The following is a 22,193-nucleotide window of genomic DNA, read 5'->3' on the forward strand; positions in this document are numbered from 1 at the left end:
ACCAAGCCACCGGCTACCCCGGCCACGACACCGTGGTGCTGCGGCCGGTCTGGCGACCCGCCCCGCTGCCCGACCTTGGAACAGCCACTCTGGACGGCGGGACCCTGCTCGTCTTCGACAGCGCCGACCTGGGCGACGAGATCCGCCGAACCTGGCCCGGGACCCGCGTCGTGGCGGTGCGGCCGGGCAACGGTTGGGAGCGGACAGACGGTGACCGTTACCGGATCGACCCCGCCGATCCCGGCCAGTACCACCGCCTGCTGGAGAACGTGGCGGCGGCGCCGGATTCGCCGCTGGGCATCGTCCACGCCTGGTCGTACGCGGCGCCGAGCGCGGACTCCGCGGTAACCGAGGAGCACCTGACGTTCGGTTTTGGTTCCCTCCTCGTGCTGTACAGCACGCTGGCCAACCGCTCGTCGACCGCCCCGATCCGTCTGGTCTACGCGCATCCGCCCGGCGCGCCGGCGTATGCGGCGCTGGGCTCCTTCCACCGGGTCATGACCACAGAACACCCCTCGTACCGCGCCAGCACCGTGGAGCTGCCCGTCGAGGACGGGCTGCGGCGCTGGCCCGAGACCGCGTCACGCCGGCTGCTCGCGGAGCTGGCCGCCACCTCCGCGGGCGGCGACCAGGTGCGCTACGGCGACAGCGGCCGGCAGACGCTCGAGCTCGCCGAGCACACTCTCGCGGGTGGTCCACCACCGGCCCAGGGCGGCGTGTACCTCCTAACCGGCGCCCTCGGCGGGTTGGGCCGGATCGTCGCCCGGCACCTCGCGCAGCGGCGGCAGGCCCGGTTGGTATTGAGCGGCCGCTCAGCGCTCGACCAGCGCGGCGCCGACTTTCTACGGGAACTGGAAACGGCCGGCGGCAGAGCCGTCTACCTCGCCGCGGACTGCGCCACCGAGGAGGGCGCGCGCCTGCTCGTCGATGAGGCGGTGTCCCGCTTCGGCCGGCTGGACGGCGTCGTGCACCTGGCCGGCGTGCTGCGCGACGGGCTGCTCATCGGCAAGCGACCCGGGGACGCGGACGCGGTGCTCGCGCCGAAGGTCTGGGGCGCGTACCACCTCGACCGCGCCACGCGCGACCTTCCGCTGGACTTCTTCGCGATGTACTCCTCGGCGACCTCCGTCATGGGCGTGACCGGGCAGAGCGACTACGCGTACGCCAACGGCTTCCTGAACTGGTTCGCGGGCTGGCGCGAGGAGCGGCGCCGGGCCGGCGAGCGGTCCGGGGCGAGCGTTGCCGTGGCGTGGCCGCTCTGGCAATCCGACGGTATGGACGTGAACGGCGCCAGCAAGGCCTGGATCGAGGAGAACCTCGGGTGGGTGCCGCTGCCTCCCGAGCCGGGCACCGCGTTGTTCGAGGCGTCGCTGCACCAAGGCGCGACTCAGCTGACCGTCTTCCACGGCCACCGGGAGCGGATCCTGCGCACGGTCGGCCTCGCCCGGCCGCTCGACGCCGCGCCGCAGCCGCCCGTTGAGGTCACCACTGACGCGCCACAGGGCGTCGGTATCGACACGGCCGCCGGACGGGCGCTGCTCGCGCACCTGCGGCAGATCGTCGCCGAGCAGCTGAAGCTCCCCATCGACCGGCTGGACCCGCGCGCCCGCTTCGAGCGGCTCGGCTTGGAGTCCGTGATGGTCATGAACGTCACGAGCCGGCTAGGCGAGGTCTTCGGCGACCTGCCCAAGACGCTGTTCTTCGAGTACCAGACGCTGGCCGACCTCACTCGGCACCTACTGGACCGGTACCCGGCCGCGGTGCGAGCCCGGTTCGGCACGGCCGAACCGGTCGTCCCGGACCTCGGCCGGCCACCGGCCGGCGAGGCCGTGCGTCCGGTGCGGCGGGAGCCCGGCCCGATGGGCGACCGCGACGAGCCGATCGCGGTCGTCGGGCTGAGCGGCCGGTACCCGATGGCCAGGACGCTCGACGAGTTCTGGGAGAACCTGAGGCAGGGACGGGACTGCATCACGGAAATACCCGCCAGCCGCTGGAACCACGACCTCTACTTCGCACCGGGCGCCAGCGACGCCGCGAAGGCGTACTGCAAGTGGGGCGGCTTCCTCGACGGCGTCGACGAGTTCGACCCGCTGTTCTTCGGCATCTCGCCGCACGAGGCGCGACTGATGGACCCACAGGAGCGGCTGTTCCTGCAGACCGCGTGGCACACGCTGGAGGACGCCGGGTACGCCCGGGCGGCCCTGAACGGCAGTCGGGTCGGCGTGTTCGTCGGCGTGATGTACAACCAGTACCAGCTCTACGGCGCCGGTGAAGCGATGCAGGCCCGCGGGTTCGTACCCAGCTCGCTGGCCGCCTCGGTGGCCAACCGGGTCTCGTACGTGCTCGGGCTGACCGGGCCCAGCCTCGCGCTGGACACCATGTGCTCGTCGTCGCTGACCGCGCTGCATCTCGCCTGTGCCAGCATCCGCACCGGCGACTGCGACCAGGCGCTGGCCGGCGGCGTAAACGCGATCCTGCACCCGAACCGGTACCTGCAACTGAGCCAGGCCCGGTTCGCCTCCACCGACGGCCGCTGCCGCAGCTTCGGGCTGGGCGGCGACGGCTACGTGCCGGGCGAGGGCGTCGGCGCGGTACTGCTGAAACGGCTGTCGCGCGCCGAGGCCGACGGCGACCACATCTACGGCCTGATCCGCGGCTCAGCGCTCAACCACGGCGGGCGCAGCAACGGTTACACCGTGCCCACGCCGGTCGCCCAGGCGCAGGTGGTCGCCGAGGCGCTGGCCCGGGCGGGCGTCCACCCGGACGCCATCGGGTACGTCGAGGCGCACGGCACCGGCACCGCCCTCGGCGACCCGATCGAAATCGACGGGCTCGCCAAAGCGTTTGCGGCGGCCGGGTCGAGCCGAACGGCACCGTGCCCGATCGGGTCGGTCAAGTCGAATATCGGGCATCTGGAAAGCGCCGCTGGCATCGCGGGCATCACCAAGGTGTTGCTGCAGTTCCAGCACGGCGAACTGGTGCCCTCGCTGCACGCCGAGCAGCTCAACCCGAACATCCGGTTCGCGGACGCGCCGTTGCGGGTACAGCGTGCCGGCGAGCCGTGGCCCGCCCGCACGGCGGAAGGGCGACCGCTTCCCCGGATCGCCTCGGTCAGCTCTTTCGGCGCGGGCGGGGCCAACGCTCATGTCGTGCTGCAGGACTACCCGGCCGGCGCAGTGCCGCCGAATCCCGCGGGGACCGGGGCCCGGGAGCTTGTCGTGCTTTCCGCGCGCACCGCCGGGCAGTTGCGGGTGCTGGCGCGCGACCTCGCGGACCGGATCGACCCGCCGCCGGCACCGGCCGCCGCACCGCCGGTGGACGCCGCGTTGCTGGACCGCGTCCGCGCCGCGTCCGCCCAGATACTCGGCATAGCGCCTGCCGAGATCGACCTCGACGAGGACTTCGAGAGCCTCGGCTTCGACGGCCTGGGACGGATCGAGTTGGCCGAACGGGTTCGTCGTGGCGGCCAAGGACCGACCGGTTTGGAAAGCTGCGCCAACCTGCGCGAGATGGCCGCCCGGCTGGCACCGTACACAGTAGAGAGCCGCCCCGGCGTGCCGACCGCCGCGCCAGCGCCGTCGCTCCGCGACATTGCGTACACCCTCGCTGTCGGTCGCGAGCCGCAGCGGGAGCGCCTGGGCGTCGTGGCCGGTGGCGCCGCGGACCTGGCGGGCAGGCTGCGCGCCTTCTGCGCGGGTCGGGCCGCCGACGGGGTGCACGCCGGGCAGGTATCCGCGCCGGACAGCCCGCTCGACACGCTGTTCGACGGCACCGCGGGGAGTCGTTTCTGGCCGCCCTGCGAGCGGCCGGCGACCTCGACAAGCTGGCGCGGCTCTGGGTCTCCGGCACTGACGGGGCCGCCGCACCCACGGCCGGCGACAGCCCGGCGCGCCGGGTGCCGTTGCCCACGTACCCGTTCGCCCGTGAACGGTACTGGTTGCCCGAACCCGGCGCGGCGGATGAAGCCGATGTGCCGGTGCGGCCAGCGGCGGCACCTGCCGCAGCCTCAGAACAGCCCGCGGAGCGACCCTCCCGGACTGGCGAGGACCCCGTGGAGCGACCCTCCCGGACCGACCAGGAAGCTCCCGCCATGGCATCGACGCCCCCGCTCGAAGCCGTACGGTCCACCCTCGACTGGAACCGTGCGCACCGAGCCATCGTCGATGCCATGGCGGGGGTGCTGGAGATACCAGCCGAGGAGTTCGGGCTCGACATCCCGCACACCGACCTCGGTGTGGACTCTGTGCTCGCCGTGTCCATTGTGGACCGGATCAACGAGGACCTCGGCAGCGAGCTGAAGCCCACCGACTTCTTCAACTACGCGACCCTGCGCAAGCTCACCGACCACGTGGCGCAGGCCGCGCCGGCAACATCTGCGCCATTACCCGAACCGGAGCGGCCGGTGCGGGAGCCAGCGCCCGCCCCAGCGCAACCGGCGGTCACCGCCCAGGACATCGCCGTCATCGGTATGTCCGGGAGGTTTTCCCAGGCACGCAACCTCGACGAGCTGTGGGCGAACCTGCTCGCCGGCACCGATGCGGTCAGGGAGATCCCGGCCAGGCGCTGGGACGTCGCCCGGCACTGGGACCCTGACCCGGGCGCGCCCGGCAAGACGTACAGCAAGTGGGGCTCGGTACTGGAGGACATCGACAAGTTCGATCCGGACTTCTTCGGCATCTCGCCACGCGAGGCGCGGCTGATGGACCCGCAGCAGCGGCTCTACCTCATGGAGGCGTGGCGCGCTCTGGAGGACGCCGGGTATCCGGACCGGGCCCTCGACGGCGTCGAGTGCCACGCCTTCGTCGGTACCTCCGCAGGCGACTACCAGCAACTGCTGCACGCCGCCGGTACACCCGTCGAGGGGTACACGTTTATGGGCTCGCACCCGGCGGTGCTGGCATCCAGGCTCTCGTACCATCTGAACCTGCGCGGCCCCAGCCTCGCTGTCGACACCTCCTGCTCGTCGTCGCTGATGGCCGTCCACCTCGCATGCGAGGCGCTGCGCGACGGCCGCGCCGAGCTGGCGGTGGCCGGCGGGGTGGCCGCCCTTAACACGCCCGAACTGCACATCCTCGCTAGCAAGGCGGGCATGCTCTCGCCCCGCGGCCGGTGCCGGGCCTTCGACGACGGCGCGGACGGCTTCGTGCCGGGCGAGGGCGTGGGCGTCGTCGTCCTCAAGCGCCTGGCCGACGCGATTCGCGACGGGGATCCCATTCACGGCGTCATCGCCGCTTCGGGCGCCAACCAGGACGGCCGGACCAACGGCCTCACCGCACCCAGCGCACCGTCGCAGGCGGCGTTGCTACGGTCGGTGTACGAGCGGTTCGGCGTCGACCCGGGGCAGATCGGTTACGTGGAATGCCACGGCACCGGTACCCGGCTCGGCGACCCCATCGAGGTGGAGGCACTCACCCAGGCCTTCCGCGGGTTCACCCAGCGGCGCGGGTACTGCGCCGTCGGCTCCATCAAGTCCAACCTCGGCCACACACTGACCGTCGCCGGCATCGCCGGCCTGCTGAAGACCCTGCTGTGCCTCAAGCACCGCACGCTGGTGCCGTCGCTGCACTTCGACGTGGCCAACCGGCACATCCCCTTCGCCGACAGCCCGTTCTACGTCAACACCGAGGTGCGCGCCTGGGAGCCGGACGGCGGCGCGGCGCGGCTCGGCGCGGTCAGCTCGTTCGGCTTCAGCGGCACCAACGTGCACGCCGTGGTGCGCGAGGCGCCGGCACCGGCGGCCCGGCCCGCCGAGCGACCCGGCCAGGCCCGGCTCTGCCTAGTGTCCGCGAAGACCCCGGCCGCGCTCGCCGAGCAGCTCGACGAGCTGGCCGGGTGGTTGGCCACGCACGGGCGGCGGCACGAGTGGCGGGACATCGCGCACACGTTGGGCGCCGGCCGCTCCCACTTCCCGGTCCGCGCCGCGTTCGCGGCCACCGATCCGGGCGACCTGCATGACCAGATCAGGGCCTGGCAGCGCGCGGGCCGCACCGGCAGCCCGCCCATGACCGCACCGGGCACGCTCGGCGACGCGGCCCGCCGCTACCTCGCCGGCGGCGAGGTCGCGTGGGAAGCGCTGAACGGCGTCGAGCCGGCCCGGCGGATACCCATGCCCACGTACCCGTTCGCCCGGGAGAGCTACTGGGTTCCCGGCGCCGCCGCACCAGCGGCCGGTAACGGCACCGGCGGCGAACGGGTGTTCCCACACCGCCTGCACCCCGACCTGCCGCTCGTCCGCGACCACATCGTGGACCGGCGGCCGCTGCTCCCGGCGGCCGGGCACCTGGAGCTACTGCATGACGGGCTGCGCGAGGTGCTCGGCGGCGAACCGGTGACGCTCACCCGCCTGGTCTGGCTGCGGCCGGTCTTCGTCACCGGTGAGTGCACCGTCAACGTGGTGATCTGGCCCGGTACCGAGGCCGGGCGGTACGCGTTCGAGGTGCGCAGCACCGGCCCGGACGGGGCCGTCCAGGTACACAGCCGGGGTGAGGCGCGGACCGGCGCGGGCCATGACGAGGCGACCGACCTGCCGGCCCTGCGCGCCCGCTGCCCACAGTGGACAGAGGCGGAGCGGCACTACGCCCGGTTCACCCAGATCGGCGTGCTGTACGGTCCACACTTCACCACCGTCGAGGAAATCCAGCACAACGAAGCTGAGGCGCTGGCCACACTGATTCGCCGCGGCACCGGCGGCCCGCTGCCCGCCAGTGTGCTCGACGGTGCGATCCAGTCGGTCGCCGCCCTGCAGCCCGACACCGAGGGGCAGCGGCCGTACGTACCGTTCGCGATCGACGAGGTACACCTCATGCGGCCGGTGCCGGAGCACAGCTTCGCGTACGTGCGCCAGGTCAAGCCCGGCGAGTGCGACGTGTCCATCGTGGATGGCGAGGGCCAGCCCTGTGTCACCATCCGGGGCTGTCTTACCGGGAGCTGAAGGAGCCGGTGCGCACCCGCCTGTACACGCCGCGGTGGCGGGAGCTCGATCCGCCGGCGACGGCGGCCACGACCGAGCCCGGCAGCGTTCTCGTGGTCGCGCCGTCCCGCGACCATGGCCTCGCCGAGCGCCTCATCGGCCAGTACCGCCCGGGCATCGGGCACGTCGTGCGGCTGCGACTCGGCGAGGCACCGGACGCCCTGGCCGATCGGCTTGGCCGGGTACCGCCGCCCTCGCGCGTGTACTTCCTGGGCGGCTTGGACGACGGGCTCGACGGCGCCGGCTGGGACTCGCTCGACGCGGTGGAGCGCGCGCAGGAGTTGGGCGTGCTGTCCCTGTTCCGCGTGGTGACGTCAATGCTGGCGGCGGGCGGGAGCGAGCGGCCGGTCGAGCTGATCTCGGTCACCGCCCACGCGCACGGCGTCGACGAGCGAGGGCCACTCCGCCCGTTCAGCGCCGCCGTCTTCGGCCTGACCCGATCGCTGGCCAAGGAGCAGAGCTCCTGGCGGGTCGGCTGCGTCGACGTGGCCACCGCCGACCTGACCGGGAACAGCGCCGGCGCGGTCGCCGCCGCGCTGGCCGCCGAGCCTGGCCACCCGGACGGCAACGAGGTGGTGCTGCGCGAGGGGCGCCGGTGGACGCTGGTGCTGAGCGAGGCCGAGCAGGTGGCACCACCTGCCGAGCCGCCGTTCCGGCGCGGCGGCACGTACCTGATCCTCGGCGGCGCCGGCGGGATCGGCGCGGAATTGGCGGTGCACCTTGCCCGCCGGGCCGCCGCGAACGTCGCCCTGCTGGGCCGGCGGCCGCTGAACCCCGAGATCCAGCGCCAGCTCGACCGGGTCGCCGCCGCTGGCGGCAGCGCCGCGTACTTCGCGGTCGACGCGGGCGACGACACCGGCATGGCGGCCACGGTGGCGGCGGTGCGCGCACGCTTCGGGCCGGTACACGGCGCCTTCCACTCGGCCCTGGTGCTGCGCGACGAGCGGCTCGACGCCATGGACGAGGCCACGTTCACGGCGGTGCTGGCGCCGAAGGTACGGGGCGCCGTCGTGCTTGCCCGGGCGTTGCGCGAGGAGCCGCTGGACTTCCTCACGTTCTTCTCCTCCGCCCAGTCGTTCAGCGGCAACCCCGGACAGGCGAACTACGCCGCCGCGTGCACCTTCAAGGACGCGTTCGCCGCCCACCTGCGCGGCACCGGGGTACCGGTCCACGTGGTCAACTGGGGGTACTGGGGCGAGGTCGGCATCGTGGCCAAGGCCGCCTACCGCCAACGAATGGCGTCGGTCGGCGTGCACTCGATCGACGCCGCGGAGGGCATGCGGGCCGTCGAGGCCGTACTCGCCAACCGCCTGCCACAGGCGATGGTGCTCAAGGCCGAGCAGCGGGTCCTGGAGCGCTTCGGAGTGCGGGAAAGCGGCCCGCCACAACCCGCGCCGGCCGCGGCTGACCCGCGCCGCGGCGCCGGCTGGGATCCGCTCGGCGGCCGGGCATTGGACGCCGCACCCGACGGGGACCGGCTACTGGCCGCTCACCGCCGGCTGGACGACCTCGGTGCGGCGCTGCTGCTGGCCGCACTCCAGCGGATGGGCGCGTTCGAGAGCCCGGGCGAGCGGCGGCCGGCAGCCACCCTGGCAGCCGCGCTGGCCGTCGCCCCGAGCCACGCACGCCTGTTCCCGACACTGCTCGACATCCTCGTCGCGGCCGGCTACCTGACACGCGACGGGCAGTGGCTGACCGCGACCAGGGCGGTGTCCGGCATGGCCGCCCGGGACCTGACCACAGAGGGCCAGGAGGTTGCCGCGCGGAACCCGGAAGTGGCCGCTCACGTGGACCTGCTGAGCACCTGCCTCGACCGGTACCCGGAGCTGCTGCGCGGCGACGTGGACGCCACCGCGGTCATGTTCCCGAGCGCGTCGGCGAGCAAGGTGGAGGGCGTCTACCGGGGCGACCCGCTCGCCGACCGGCTCAACGCGCTGGCGGCCCGCGCGGTCGCCGCGTACGTCGACGGGAACGACGGCACCGACCAGGTGCGGGTGCTGGAAATCGGCGCGGGTACCGGCGGTACCAGCGCGAGTGTCCTCGCGGCGCTGCGCGACAGCGGCGACCGGGTGCGGTACGTGTACACGGACATCTCGCTGGGCTTCCTACGCCACGGGCGCCGGTTGTTCGGCGCCGAACACCCGTTCGTGGAGTTCCGCCGCCTCGACATCGAGAGCGACCCGGCCACACAGGGCTTCCCGGCCGGCGGTTTCGACGTGGTGGTCGCGGCCAACGTCCTGCACGCGACCCGGGACCTGCGCGAGACCCTGGACCACGTCCGGTACCTGCTCAAGGGCGGCGGCAGGCTGGTGCTGAGCGAGACGACCGCGTTCAGCCCGTTCGCCACGCTCACCTTCGGGTTGCTGGATGGCTGGTGGCGCGCCACCGACCCCGAGCTGCGGGTGCCCGGTTCCCCGCTGGCCGACGTGCCGACCTGGACCGGGCTGCTGCGCGACGCGGGATTGGGCCGTACCGCCGTGCTCTCACCCGCGGAGGTCGTTCAAGACGAGATGGGCCAGTACGTGCTGGTCGCCGAGCGCACGCCGGGGATGCCACAGCGACGGCGGATCGGGCGGAGACCCGGCGGATCCTGTCGTCGACGGTCGCCGAAGTGCTCGGCCGGGAGAGCGACGACCTCGATCCGGACCGGCCGTTCACCGAGTACGGCGTGGACTCCATCATCCTCGTCGAGCTGGTGAACACCCTGAACGCACGGTTGGGGACCGACCTCAAACCGACCGCCCTGTTCGACCACCCGACGCTCGCCGAGCTCACGGACCACGTGTGCGCCGGCAGCACCGGCACGGACGGCGGGCACCGCGGCAAGGCCAACGGCAAGCGAAACGGACACGGCACGACGCCGACCGAGACCGTATCCGGCGACGCGGATCTGTTGCAGCGGCTCGCCGCCGGCGAAATGAGCATCGACGACGCACTGGCGAAGCTGGGGGCGTGCCATGAACGGCGACCTAAAGCGCGTGCTGGAACTCGTACAGGCGGGGGAGATCTCCCCGACCGAGGGCAATCGGCGGCTCGCCGCACTACGCGCCGAAAAGCCCGCGGAGCCGGTGGCCACGCCCGCGCCCGTGGCCACCAGCGGCCGCATCGCCGTCGTGGGCATGTCCTGCCGATTCAGCGGCGGTGCGTCGCCGGAGGAGCTCTGGCAATCGCTGGTGTCCGGTGCCTGTTCGGTGCGCGAGGTACCCGCCGACCGTTGGGACATCGGCCGCTACTACGATCCCGACCCGCACGCGCCGGGCCGGACCAACTCCCGTTGGGGCGGCTTCCTCGACGACGTCGACGCCTTCGACCCGCTGTTCTTCAATCTATCCGGGCGCGAGGCCCAGAGCATGGATCCACAGCAGCGGCTGTTCCTGGAGGGCTGCTGGACCGCGCTGGAGGACGCGGGATACGCCAGCGACGCGGTGTCAGCGACGAGTTGCGGGGTGTTCGCTGGCGCACCCGCCAGCGACTATGCCAGCGAGTCCGAGCGATGCGGGGCGGACGCCGACGCCCGCGTGATGATGGGCAACGACACGGCGATCCTGGCCGCCCGGATCTCGTACCTGCTCAACCTGCGCGGGCCGAGCGTCGCGCTGAACACAGCCTGCTCGTCCTCGCTCGTCGCCGTCCACCTGGCCAGCCAGGCCATTGAGTCCGGTCAGTGCGAGATGGCTCTGGCCGGGGCGTGTGCCTGTTCGTCGGGCCCGGCTTCTACCTCTCGGCGAGCAAGGCCGGCATGCTGTCGCCGACCGGGCGATGCCACGCCTTCGACAGCCGCGCGGACGGCTTCGTACCGGGGGAGGGCGTGGGCGTCGTGGTCCTCAAGGACCTTGCCGCGGCGCTGCGCGACGGCGACCGGATCCGCGGCGTTTTGCTCGGCGTGGGCACCAACCAGGACGGTAAGACCAATGGCCTGACCGCACCCAGCTCCCGGTCGCAGACCGCGCTGCAACTGTCTGTGTACCAGCGGGCCGGCATCAGTCCCGAATCCATCTCGCTCGTGGAGGCGCATGGCACCGGTACCACGCTCGGCGACCCCATCGAGGTCGAGGCGCTGACCCGCTCGTTTCGCGCGTACACCGATCGGACCGGCTTCTGCGCCATCGGATCGGTGAAAAGCAACATCGGCCACACCGGCCAGGCAGCCGGTGTGGCCGGCCTCATCAAGTGTCTGCTCGCCCTGGAACACGGGATGCTTCCGCCGACGCTGCACTTCGAGCGGGAAAACGAGCGGATCGGTTTCGCCGCCACGCCCTTCTACCCGGTGACCGAGCCAACGGCATGGTCGCGATTGGACGGGGCACCGCGCCGGGCGGCGGTCAGCTCCTACGGCTACAGCGGCACCAACGCGCATCTTGTGGTCGAGGAGCCGCCGGAACGCCCGTGGACCGCGCCGAAAACTGAGCCGCAGCTGGTGCTGGTCTCGGCGCGTACCGGTGAAGCACTGGCGCGGCGCCTCGCGGACCTGGAGTCCTGGTTGGACAGTGACGCTGGGCGGCACCCGCTGGAGGCGGTGGCGTACACGCTGCACGCGGGACGGCTGCACTTCGAAAAGCGGGCCGCGTTCGTCGCCGCCGACGCCGCCGAGCTGCGCGCCGCGATCGCTGCCCGCCGCGCCGGGGCGGCCGGCGGCGACGGACCGGCGGGCGACCGCCAGCGGCTGGCCGAGGAACTGCGCCGCGAACTCCCGGCGGCGGTGCGCGGACCGGAACGGCGGGTAGCGCTGGAGCAGGCCGCCGCGGCGTACGAGCAAGGCGCGCCGGTGCCGGTGGACGCGCTGTACCCGGACGGCGGACGGCGCGTCGGGCTGCCCACGTACCCGTTCGCCCGGGAGCGCTATTGGCACGACACACGTGACAAGTTGGCGACGCCGGCGGCCGGGCTCACACTGGAGCACCTGCCGCACGGCGACGGGCCCCGTTTCCGGTACCGCCCGGCGGTTACCGATTTCGTGGTGGCCGATCACCTTGTCGACGGCGAACCGGTGCTCGCCGCGGCCGCCGCGCTGGAGCTGGCCCGGGCCGCCGGCAGCCGCGCCGGTTTCCTCGTGCGCGCCATCGAGGAAGTCACCTGGCACCACCGCATCGCGGGGCTCGCCGATGAGGGCCTGGAGGTCCGCCTCGCTCCCGGTGACGGCGGCTTGTCGTTCGAGATCAGCCACGGCGGCGGCTCGCGGCCGGGTGTCACCGGGCGGCTCACGACCGTCCCGGAAGATGCCGCGCGAGCGGTCGATCTGGCCGCGGTACGGCGGCGGAGCAACCGGGTGCTGTCCGGTGCCGAGTGCTACCGGCGCTTCCAGGACCTCGGGCTGACCCACGGCTCAGGCTTCCGGGTGGTCCGCGAGCTGCGCACCGACGGCGAACAGGTGCTCGCCGAGCTGACCCTGCCGCCCGAGCTGACCGCCGGGCTGCCGGGCTTCGGGCTGCACCCCGCGCTGCTGGATGGCGCGCTGCAGGCGATGGTCGCGCTGGCGCCGGGAGCCGGCGCGGGTGGACTGCGGGTACCGTACGCGCTCGAGCGCCTGGCCGTGCACGCACCGCTGCCGCCGGCCTGTTACGCGCACGTGGTACCGCGCGGCGAGGCGACACTGGACATCGCGGTGACCGACGAGTCCGGCGCGGTCCTGGTGTCGCTGTACGGCTTGACCGTCGCCGAACTCGGCGTGCGGGCCGGGCCAGGCGGCGCAGGCGTCCGGCCGTACGAGGCGGTGTGGCGGGAGGTGGTCGGCGGCGGGAGCGAGCGCACGGAAGGCGGCGCCACCCTCGTGTGTGACCTCGGCCCGGAACACGCGGACCGGCTGCGCACCGAGTACCCGGGCCACACCGTCGTCCACGCCGCGCCCGGTGCGGCGTTCCGCGCGACCGGGGAGCACAGCTACGAGCTGCGGCCGGACTCGGCCGAGGACTTCGGCCGGCTGCTGGCCGCGCTCGAACCCCCGCGAAGGCCGGACCGGGTGCTCGTACTCTGGCCGCTGCACGACCGCCAGGGCCTCGACGGCACACCCGACCTGAGCCGGAGCTTCCACACCGCGCTCGCGCTGTGCCAGGCGCTCAGCGGCCGTCCCGGCGGGCCGGTAGCGATCCGCGTCGCCCACCCGGTCGACGGGGACGCGGCAGCGCCGCACCTGGCCGCGCTCGGCGCACTGGCCCGGACGGTCCGGCTGGAAGACCCTGAGCTACGGGTGCAGTGCGTGGGGGTGCCGTGCTGGCCGGACGGTTCGGCCCGCCTCGACCTGGCCTGGGACCTGCTGCTGGGCCGCTCCGATCCGGCGGACGAACCCGAGTTCCGGGTCCGCCCGGACGGCGCGGTGTTGCGGCGCGAGCTGCGTGAGCTGCCGCCGCTCGACCGCCTCGAACCGCTCCCCGCAGGTCCAGGCGCGACCTGCCTGATCACCGGCGGAGCCGGTTTCATCGGCCGGAAACTGGCGCGGCACCTGGCGTCCGGGGGCGCGAACGTCGCCCTGGTGGGCAGGTCGGCGATACCCGAGTCCGAAGTGGACAGGCTCGGCGCCGCCGGCGGCCTGGTCGTCTACCACCGGGCCGACGTCGCGGACGCCAGCGCGATGGCGTCCGTCCTCGACGAGGTACGCCGTGAGCTCGGACCGCTGACCGGCGTCATCCACGCCGCCGGTGTGGTGCGCGACAGCCTCTTCGTGAACAAGACGCACGAGACGGTACGCGACGTATTGCGATCCAAAGTGGACGGCGCGCTGGTGCTCGACAGGCTGACCCGCGCCGACCCGCTGGCTTTCATGGTGTTCTTCTCTTCGCTTGTGCCTGCCGTGGGAAACATCGGGCAGGCCGACTACGCGTACGCCAACGCTTTCCTGGACGAGTTCGCCGTGGCGCGCGAGCGGCTGCGGGCCGTGGGCGGCCGGCACGGGCGGACGGTATCCGTGGCCTGGCCGGCGTGGGCGGGCGGTGGCATGGGCGCCCGGGGCACGCATCCGGACCGGAACGTGCCCACAGTGGACGCCGAGGAAGGGCTGGCCGCCTTAGGAGTCGCGTTCCGCGCCGGCTCGCCCTACGTCGCGCTCATGAAGGGTGACCCAGTCGAGATTCGGGCGGCACTGAATCGCCCGCCCGCCCCAGTCGAGGCGCCGGCGGCGAGCGCCGCACCAGCCGCCCCCGACTTGCGCACAGCCGCCGAGTCAATGCTCGCCGAGGTGCTTGCCGAGGAGTTGCGGGTACCGGCCGACCGTATCGATCCGGAATCGGCGTTCGAGCAGTTCGGCATCGACTCCATCATGGTGATGCGGCTGTCCCAGCGACTGGAACGCGAGTTCGGGACGCTGCCCAAGACGCTGTTCTACCGGTACGGCACGCTGCGCGAGCTCGCCGGGTACTTCGCCGAGCGGCACCCCGCGACCGTCGAGAGCAGGATCGCGACACCACTGGGCAAGGTCGTGGCGGCGGTGCACGAGGCGTCCGCGGTCGCCATGGAGCCGAGCCCTCCGTTGCCCGCCGGTGACATCGCCGTCATCGGGGTCAGCGGCCGGTACCCGATGGCCGATCACCTGGACGACTTCTGGAGCAACCTGCTGGCCGGCCGCGACTGCGTCACCGAGATCCCCCCAGAGCGCTGGCCGTTGGCCGGGTTCTTCGACCCCACCGGGGACCAGGCCGCAGCTACGCGAAATGGGGCGGTTTCCTCACCGACGTCGACAAGTTCGATCCGCTCTTCTTCAACATCTCGCCGAAGGAAGCCGGCATGATGGATCCGCAGGAGCGGATCTTCCTGGAGACGGTCTGGCACGTCCTTGAGTCGGCCGGGTACACCAGGGCGCAGCTGCGCGAGGGAACCACTGGTGTCTTCGTTGGCGTGATGTACGGCGAGTACGCGCTGCTCGGCCAAGCCACCGACGGGCGGATGGCGGTGTCCTCACACGCGTCGATCGCCAACCGGGTGTCGTACTTCTTCGACCTTCGCGGCCCGAGCATCGCGCTGGACACCATGTGCTCGTCCTCGCTCACCGCGATCCATCTGGCGTGCGAAAGCCTGCGCCGCGGCGAGTGCGACACCGCGGTCGCCGGCGGCGTCAACCTGAGCCTGCATCCGAACAAGTACCTGCAACTGAGCCTCGGCCGGTTCGCGTCGACCGACGGCAAGTGCCGCAGCTTCGGCGCGGACGGTGATGGGTACGTGCCGGGCGAAGGCGTGGGGGCGCTACTGCTCAAGCCGCTGCCCGCCGCCCTGGCCGACGGGGACACTGTGCACGCGGTCATTCGCGGCACCGCGGTAAACCACGGCGGCAAGACCAACGGGTACACGGTGCCCAATCCCCGCGCGCAGACCGCGGCCGTCGTAACGGCACTGCGGATGGCCCGGGTGAAGCCGGCCGAGGTGGGCTACATCGAGGCGCACGGCACCGGTACACCGCTTGGTGACCCGATCGAGCTCGCCGCGCTCACCGAGGCGTTCCACGAGCTCGGTGCCGCGCCCGACGACCCGGTAACCATCCCCATCGGTTCGGTCAAGTCCGCGATCGGCCACCTCGAATCCGCCGCCGGGGTCGCCGCGGTCACCAAGGTGATCCTGCAGATGCGCCACGGCACGCTCGCCCCGTCGCTGCACGCCGACCGGCTCAACCCGAACGTCGACTTCACCGGTTCGCCGTTCCGGGTACAGCGCGAGGTCGTGGCCTGGCCGCCGCGCGGCGACCGGCCCGCCCGCCGGATCGCGGGGGTGAGCTCGTTCGGCGCCGGGGGCGCCAACGCTCATGTGGTGCTGGCCGACCACCCCCAGCCGCCCCGGGAAGACCTGCCAGACGGAACCCAGGTCCTCGTACTGTCCGCAAAATCAACCGATCGCCTTGTCGCGCTCGCGCGAGAACTGGCCAGCTTCCTCGAACGGCGCACCGCCCCGCCGTCGCCGTCGCTCGCCGAGATGGTCACCGAGGGACTGCTCGGCATGGTCCGGGACATCCTTGGGCTGCACCAGAACGACGTAGGCCCCACCGACCCGCTCAGCGAGTGCGGACTGGACCACACCACCCGGGTCCGCCTGGGAACGGTCGTCGCGCAGGCTTACGGAACGCCCTCGGACGAACTGCCCGCCGCCCTGGACACGGTAGCGGCTCTGGCAGAGCACCTCCTGGAAAGCCAGGGCGAACGGCTGCGCGACTCCTTCCCCCACGCGGCCTGGGCGGCATCGGCGGACCTCGACGTTCCAGCTCTTGCTGACATCGCCTACACGCTTCAGGTGGGCCGTGAGGTGATGCCGGAACGGCTGGCGGTCGTGGCGTCCAACCTGGCGCAGGCGGCGTCCCGGCTCCGGGCTTTCGCGGCGGGCACCGCCGCCGTGGGTGTCTTTGGCGCCCGGCCCGGCGAGGACGCGGAGCCGGACGTGGACGGTTCGCAACTCGACCCGGAAAGCGCCGCGCGGAGCTGGGTACGCGGCGCCGCGATCGACTGGCCGGCGTTCCACCGGGGGCGCGCTCGCCGGCGAGTACCGCTGGTCGGCTACCCGTTCGCCCGCGAGCGGCATTGGATTGACCAGATCCCGCCGGCGGCCGCGCCCGCCGCGCGAGAGGACAGGGAGGATCACATGAACCCAGCGTCGGAGGCGCGGGCACCGCAGACCTCCAGTGAGCACGACCCGCGGCCGGCGCCGGCCGGGCCGGGTCTTCGCGCCTCGATCCTGCGCGAGCTGATCGCGATGACCGCGGACGTGAGCGGGCTGGACGCGGACCGCATCGACGAGACGACGGGGCTCGGGGAGTACGGCCTGGAATCGGTGGCGCTCAAGCAACTCGCCGACCGGATCGGCGAACGGTTCGACGCGGCGCTGTCCCCGACCCTGTTCTACGAACGGCGGGGCCTCGGCGGAGTGGCCGACTGGCTGGTCGAGGAGTACGGACAGCGCCTGACGGTTTCCGAAGAGACCACGCATCCAACCGTTGTGGACAAAGCGCTCGTCGCCGTCGCCGAGTCGGCCGCAGACGTGATATCCGCCCCGGACGCCGAGCCGATCGCCGTCATCGGGATGAGCGGCCGCTTCCCGGGCTCGCCCGACCTGGACCGCTACTGGGACAACCTCGCGGCCGGTCGCGACCTGGTGACCGAGGTGCCCGCCCACCGGTGGGACTGGCGTTCCCTGTGCGAAAACATCCCGAGGATCAGCAGGGCCGGTACCGATGGGGCGGCTTCATCGACGACGTCGACAAGTTCGACCCGCTCTTCTTCGGCATCTCCCCGGCCGAGGCCGAGATGATGGATCCGCAGCAGCGGGTCCTCCTGGAAACGGTGTGGGCCGCCATCGAGGACTCCGGATACCGGCCGTCCCAGCTCGCCGGCCGGGACGTCGGCCTGTTCGCCGGCGTGCAGTTCAGCGACTACCAGCACCTGCTGCACGAGGCCGGTGTGCTCAACGCGCAGGTCGGGCTCGGTAACGAACACTCCATTGTGGTCAACCGCATCTCGTACCTGCTCGACCTACGCGGGCCTAGCGAGCCGGTGAACACCGCGTGCTCCAGCTCGCTCGTCGCGGTGCACCGCGCGGTGCAGTCGATCCGCAACGGCGAGAGCAGCATGGCGATCGCCGGCGGGATCGCCCTCAACCTCGCGCCCTTCTCCACCGTCGCCGCCGCGATGATGGGACTGCTCTCGCCACAGGGCCGCTGCCGGACGCTCGACCGCGGCGCGGACGGGTACGTCAAAGGCGAGGGCGTCGGCGTGGTGGTGCTCAAAACCCTAAGCCAGGCCGTAGCCGACGGCGACACCATCTACGCCGTCATCCGCGGTACCTCGGTCAACCACGGCGGCCGGGCCGCGTCCATCACGGCGCCGAGCACCGCGGCCCAGGCGGCACTGCTGCGCGAGGCGGTCGAAGAGGCCGGAGTCGGACCCGAGTCCATCGGGTACCTGGAGCTGCACGGCACCGGCACCGAGCTCGGCGACCCGGTGGAAATCAACGGCATCAAGTCCGCCTTCCGCCAGCTCGCCGGGTCTCGGGGCAGCCGGCTACCGGCCGAGCCCTACTGCGGGGTGGGTTCGGTGAAGACGAACATCGGGCACCTGGAGCCCGCCTCCGGCATCGCCGGCCTGATCAAGGTGATCCTGTCCATGCGGCACGCGACCCTCCCCGGGCTGGTGCACCTCGACGAGATGAACCCGTACGTCGACCTGCGGGACAGCCCGTTCTACCCGGTCCGGGAGGCCGTGCCCTGGCAGCGGCTCACCAGCCCCGACGGGCGAACGCTGCCACGGCGGGCCGGGGTCAGCTCGTTCGGCTTCGGAGGCGTCAACGCACACGTGTTTCTCGAGGAGTACCCCGCGGGCGCGCCGGCGCCGGCCGCACCGTCACGCGACCGGGTGTACCTATTTTCCGCGAAGACACCGGCCGCGCTGGACAGCGCACTCGACCGGTTCCTTGAGTGGCTGGACCGTTGGGGAGCGGTGCGGCGCCGGCACCGAATGTGGACGACATCGAGTTCACCCTGCGCGAGGGCAGGGAAGAGTTCGCCGAGCGGCTGGCGGTCGTGGCGGCCAGCCTGTCCGAGCTGGACAGCCGGCTGCGGGCCGTCCGGCGCGCCGAGGACCATCCCGATGTCCACCGTGGACACGCCAGGACGGCTGGAACCGGAACCCCACTCACAGGTGCGCCGAACCAGCTCGCGGCCGCGTGGGTGGCCGGTCAGCCGGTGCAGTGGCCCAGCGCGGAGCAGGTCCGGACGCCCTGCCGGATGTCGCTGCCCAGCTACGCCTTCGACCGCACCAGGTACTGGTTCACCGCGCCGGAGCGCCGGGTCGCGCAGGGCGACGTCGGCGGCGAGGAGACACTCACCGGCGAGCCATACATCCGCGCCGTGCTGCGCGACATCCTGCTGGACAGGCTCAAGCTGACCGAGGACGTCTTCGACGAGAACCAGCCGCTGCAGGACTTCGGCGTGGACTCGATCCTCGGCGCGCTTATCGTCCAGGTGGTTCAGGAGGAGTTCGAGATCCAGATGCCGGTCACCGCGCTCATCGAGTACCCGACGTTGCGTAGCCTGTCCGGCTACATCCACAGCGAGTACTTTCAGGGGCGCGAGCCGGCCTCCGGCAGCGCAGCGCGCCGCAAGGACCGCGGCCGCGGCGACGCGGACCGGCTACCGCCCGAGCTGATCCCAGTCAACGTCAGCGGTACCCGGCAGCCGTCGTTCTGGGTGCACGGCGCCGCCGGCTACTCGGCCTGGTTCCAGAACCTCTCCCAGGTCCTGGGGCCGGAGTATCCGGTCTACGCGTTCCAGGCCAGAGGCACCGACGGGCATTCGATGCCGCACACGTTGGACGAGATGGTCGACCACTACGTGGACTGCATCCGCCGGGTGCAGCCGACCGGGCCCTACGTCATCGGCGGATACTCCTTCGGCGGTATCCCGGCAATGGAGATCGCCCGGCGCCTGCAGGAACAGGGCGAGACGATCCGCCACCTCATCATGTTCGACACCTACCCGGCGGCCCAGGAGGTGTTCGACCGTCACTTCGGCGGGTACGACGACGGGTTCCTCCAGTTCTACCTCGCAAACTACTTCCTTAAGCTGGACGAGAACCCGGAGTTGGCCATCCGGCCGGACGACGTATCGCACCTGCCACCCAACCTGCGGCTGGTGGAGATGGCCCGGCTGGCCAAGGAGCGCAGCGGCAAGCTGCTCGATGTCGAGGACGTCTACCGGTACCTGCGCGGCGGGCTGGAGTGCTCCGCGCACGCCGAGGGCATCTACCAGATCTACAAGATGCGTCCGTACGACGCCTCCGATGTGCTTTTCCTCCGTGCCCTGGACGGTTTCACCGGCCGCTCCAGCCAGATGTACTGGCGGGCCCAGAACATCCTCGAAGGGTACGACTACGTGCGCCCGTGGCAGGACATCGTGGCCGGCGAGGTGAAGGTCGTGGAACTGGACAACGACCACCTCAGCCTGCTGGAGGAGCCGACTCTGAGCATCGCGGCCAAGCACATCGAGTCGGTGCTGCGCGATCCGCCGCCGCTGGACGCCGACCGTTACGGCGACTTCCTCACGTCGTTCGCCGCGCTCACCGAGTTCGGCGGGCGGCTGCTCGCCGACCGGTTCCGCACGGCTGGAGTCCTGCCGGCGGACACGTCGACAGTCCCGGTGTCTCAGGCGCGCACCCGGCTGGCCGTGCAGGACCGGTACGACCGGCTCTTCCGCGCCTCGCTCGACATCCTGGTGCGCGACGGTTACCTGCGCCGCGTCGACGACGACCTCGGCGCGACGGAGAAGCTTCTCGTAGCCGGCTTCGACAGCGAGGACGAGGTGGCGCGACGAGCGGCGGAACTTGTCGCCGCTCACCCTGAGATCGGCGACTACGTGCCGCTGCTCGTCACATGCCAGGCGGCCGTGCTGGAGGTGATGCGGGGCGACAGGGAAGCCACTGAAGTCATCTTTCCAGGCGGCTCGATGGAGCTGGTCGCGGAACTGTACAAGGGCAACATCCAGACCGAGTACTACAACCGGCTGGTGGCCGAACAGGTGTGGGAGCATGTGCGCCACTTCACGCGGCGGTTCCCGCTGTCCACCGCCCAGGTCTTCGAGGTCGGTGCGGGTACCGGCGGTACAAGCGCGTACGTGCTGGAAGCGCTCGCCCCGAACGTGAACCGGATTAGGTACTTCTACACCGACATCGGCGCGGCCTTCGTACAGGCGGCCAGATCGCAGTTCGCCACCCAATACCCGTTCACTGAATTCACCCCATACGACATCGAGCGTGCGCCGGCAGCGCAGGGTTTCGAACCGCACTCGATGGACGTCGTCGTAGCCAGCAACGTGCTGCATACCACGCGTCGCATGCGGGTGACCCTCGACCAATGCCGGGCGCTGCTCAAGCCAGGTGGCATCGTCGTCATCAACGAGCTCAGCCAGCGGCTCGACTACAACACCCTCACCTTCGGACTCACCCCAGGGTGGTGGCTGTACGAGGACGAGGATGTCCGGATCGACGGTTCCCCGCTTCTCTCCACTCAACAGTGGCGGGCGTCGCTGCGTACGGCTGGCTTCGACGACGCCGAGTTCCACGGGCTCGCCGGGGTTCCGGACGACGAGCACGCGCAATGCACCATCGTGGCACGCGCGGTATGACGGCCCCTATTCGCTAGGGGATCTACGGGTTAGCACATCGAAGCTAGGGGGTGATACGGGAAAGCCTCGACTTGGCCGGCGGCTACCGTTCCAGGCAGGACAGCGCGCCTACTTGGGGGAACGATGCTTGAGGGACTGGGGCTGGATTTCCAGACCGAAGCCGTGTACCTGGCGATGCTCAAGGCGCCCACCGCCAAGCCACATGACCTTGCTTTGAGCCTCCGGCTAGCGGAGCGCCAGGTGCACGACGCATTGGACGAGTTAGCGCGCATCTCGCTGCTTCAACCGTCCACAAGGGATCCACTAACGTTGCGGCCGGTCCATCCCGAAGCCGCGCTCCAGGCGCTGGTGGCGCGTAGGCAGGCCGAGTTCGCTCGCCTGCAGCAGGAGCTCGAAGAGGGCAAGGCCGCGGTGGCCGTACTGCTCGCTGAGCATGCCGAGTTGAACCCACCGGTGCGGGCGCCCGACGTCGAGTACGTAGAGGGTGCGGACGCGGTCGAGGCCCGGCTCCGCGAGCTGACCAACGCCTCACGGTGGGAGGTCTGCGCGTTCGTACCGGCGCATTCGCAGCTTCCGCTCGCCAGCGACGCCAGCGACGCCAGCGGGGAACCGCAGGCGCGCGCGATCGAGCGCGGGGTGCGCTACCGTACCGTCTTCCTGGACAGCATCCGCAACCACCAGCCCGCGTTGGAGCACGCGCAGTGGCTGGTGGCGCTGGGCACCGAAGTGCGCACGGCGCCGCTGCTGCCGTTGCAGCTGTTCATCATCGACCGGGCGCATGCGCTTGTACCGGTAGACCCAGGCGGCGCCTCGGACGCGGCGGCCATGGTGTCCAGCGCGGGAATGGTGACCGCGTTGCTCGCGCTTTTCCAGGCCACCTGGAACGGTGCGGCACCGTTGGGCGGGCCGCGGCGCAGGGACGGGGACGGTCTGACGCCGCAACGTAGGCAGGTGCTGCGGTTGCTCGCGACGGGGTGCACGGACGACGTCATCGCCCGCCGTCTTGGCGTATCCATCCGCACCGCTCGGCGGGTGGCGTCCGATCTGCTGAGCCGGCTTGACGCGCGTAGTCGGTTCCAGGCCGGCGCCCGGGCGGTCGCCTGCGGATGGTTGGACGTGGACGACCTCGATATGTGCTAACGG

5 protein-coding genes and 5 pseudogenes are annotated in these 22,193 nt (G+C 71.6%); all 10 read left to right on the forward strand.

Annotated elements, in window-relative coordinates; genetic code table 11:
- Window positions 1-35 precede the first annotated feature (35 nt).
- Window positions 36-4,298, forward strand: coding sequence for an SDR family NAD(P)-dependent oxidoreductase (locus Pflav_RS44965; RefSeq protein ID WP_332107735.1), 4,263 nt, complete (start codon window positions 36-38; stop codon window positions 4,296-4,298).
- Window positions 4,214-6,931, forward strand: a complete 2,718-nt coding sequence (locus Pflav_RS06315) for a beta-ketoacyl synthase N-terminal-like domain-containing protein (RefSeq protein ID WP_332107860.1) — start codon at window positions 4,214-4,216, stop codon at window positions 6,929-6,931. The genes Pflav_RS44965 and Pflav_RS06315 overlap by 85 nt, the downstream gene beginning before the upstream one ends.
- A gap of 356 nt (window positions 6,932-7,287) precedes the next feature.
- Window positions 7,288-9,423: pseudogene (locus tag Pflav_RS06320) on the forward strand (SDR family NAD(P)-dependent oxidoreductase); the annotation flags it as partial.
- A gap of 158 nt (window positions 9,424-9,581) precedes the next feature.
- A pseudogene (locus tag Pflav_RS48545) lies at window positions 9,582-9,695 on the forward strand (acyl carrier protein); the annotation flags it as partial.
- A 394-nt stretch (window positions 9,696-10,089) separates the two neighbouring features.
- Window positions 10,090-16,804: pseudogene (locus Pflav_RS48550) on the forward strand (SDR family NAD(P)-dependent oxidoreductase); the annotation flags it as partial.
- Window positions 16,805-16,957: 153 nt separating this feature from the next.
- Window positions 16,958-17,185: a beta-ketoacyl synthase N-terminal-like domain-containing protein gene (locus Pflav_RS48555; protein WP_415624375.1), complete on the forward strand. Its 228-nt coding sequence runs from the start codon at window positions 16,958-16,960 to the stop codon at window positions 17,183-17,185.
- Window positions 17,161-18,351 (forward strand): annotated as a pseudogene (locus Pflav_RS06340) (beta-ketoacyl [acyl carrier protein] synthase domain-containing protein); the annotation flags it as partial. The gene Pflav_RS48555 and the pseudogene Pflav_RS06340, both read left to right, overlap by 25 nt.
- Window positions 18,352-18,389: 38 nt before the next feature.
- Window positions 18,390-18,446: pseudogene (locus Pflav_RS48560) on the forward strand (hypothetical protein); the annotation flags it as partial.
- A gap of 210 nt (window positions 18,447-18,656) precedes the next feature.
- Window positions 18,657-21,050, forward strand: coding sequence for an alpha/beta fold hydrolase (locus Pflav_RS44970; protein WP_415624376.1), 2,394 nt, complete (start codon window positions 18,657-18,659; stop codon window positions 21,048-21,050).
- Between the two features lie 123 nt (window positions 21,051-21,173).
- Entirely contained in the window at window positions 21,174-22,190 is a 1,017-nt protein-coding gene (locus Pflav_RS06355) for a helix-turn-helix transcriptional regulator (RefSeq protein WP_173034465.1), read from the forward strand.
- Window positions 22,191-22,193: the final 3 nt, after the last annotated feature.

This window comes from Phytohabitans flavus, from assembly GCF_011764545.1.
Taxonomy (GTDB): domain Bacteria; phylum Actinomycetota; class Actinomycetes; order Mycobacteriales; family Micromonosporaceae; genus Phytohabitans; species Phytohabitans flavus.

Coding starts and splice junctions, on each gene's coding strand:
- Pflav_RS48555 (WP_415624375.1), top strand. CDS start 16,958: ATGAGCGGCCGCTTCCCGGGCTCGCCCGACCTGGACCGCTACTGGGAC.
- Pflav_RS44970 (WP_415624376.1), top strand. CDS start 18,657: ATGTCGCTGCCCAGCTACGCCTTCGACCGCACCAGGTACTGGTTCACC.
- Pflav_RS06355 (WP_173034465.1), top strand. CDS start 21,174: ATGCTTGAGGGACTGGGGCTGGATTTCCAGACCGAAGCCGTGTACCTG.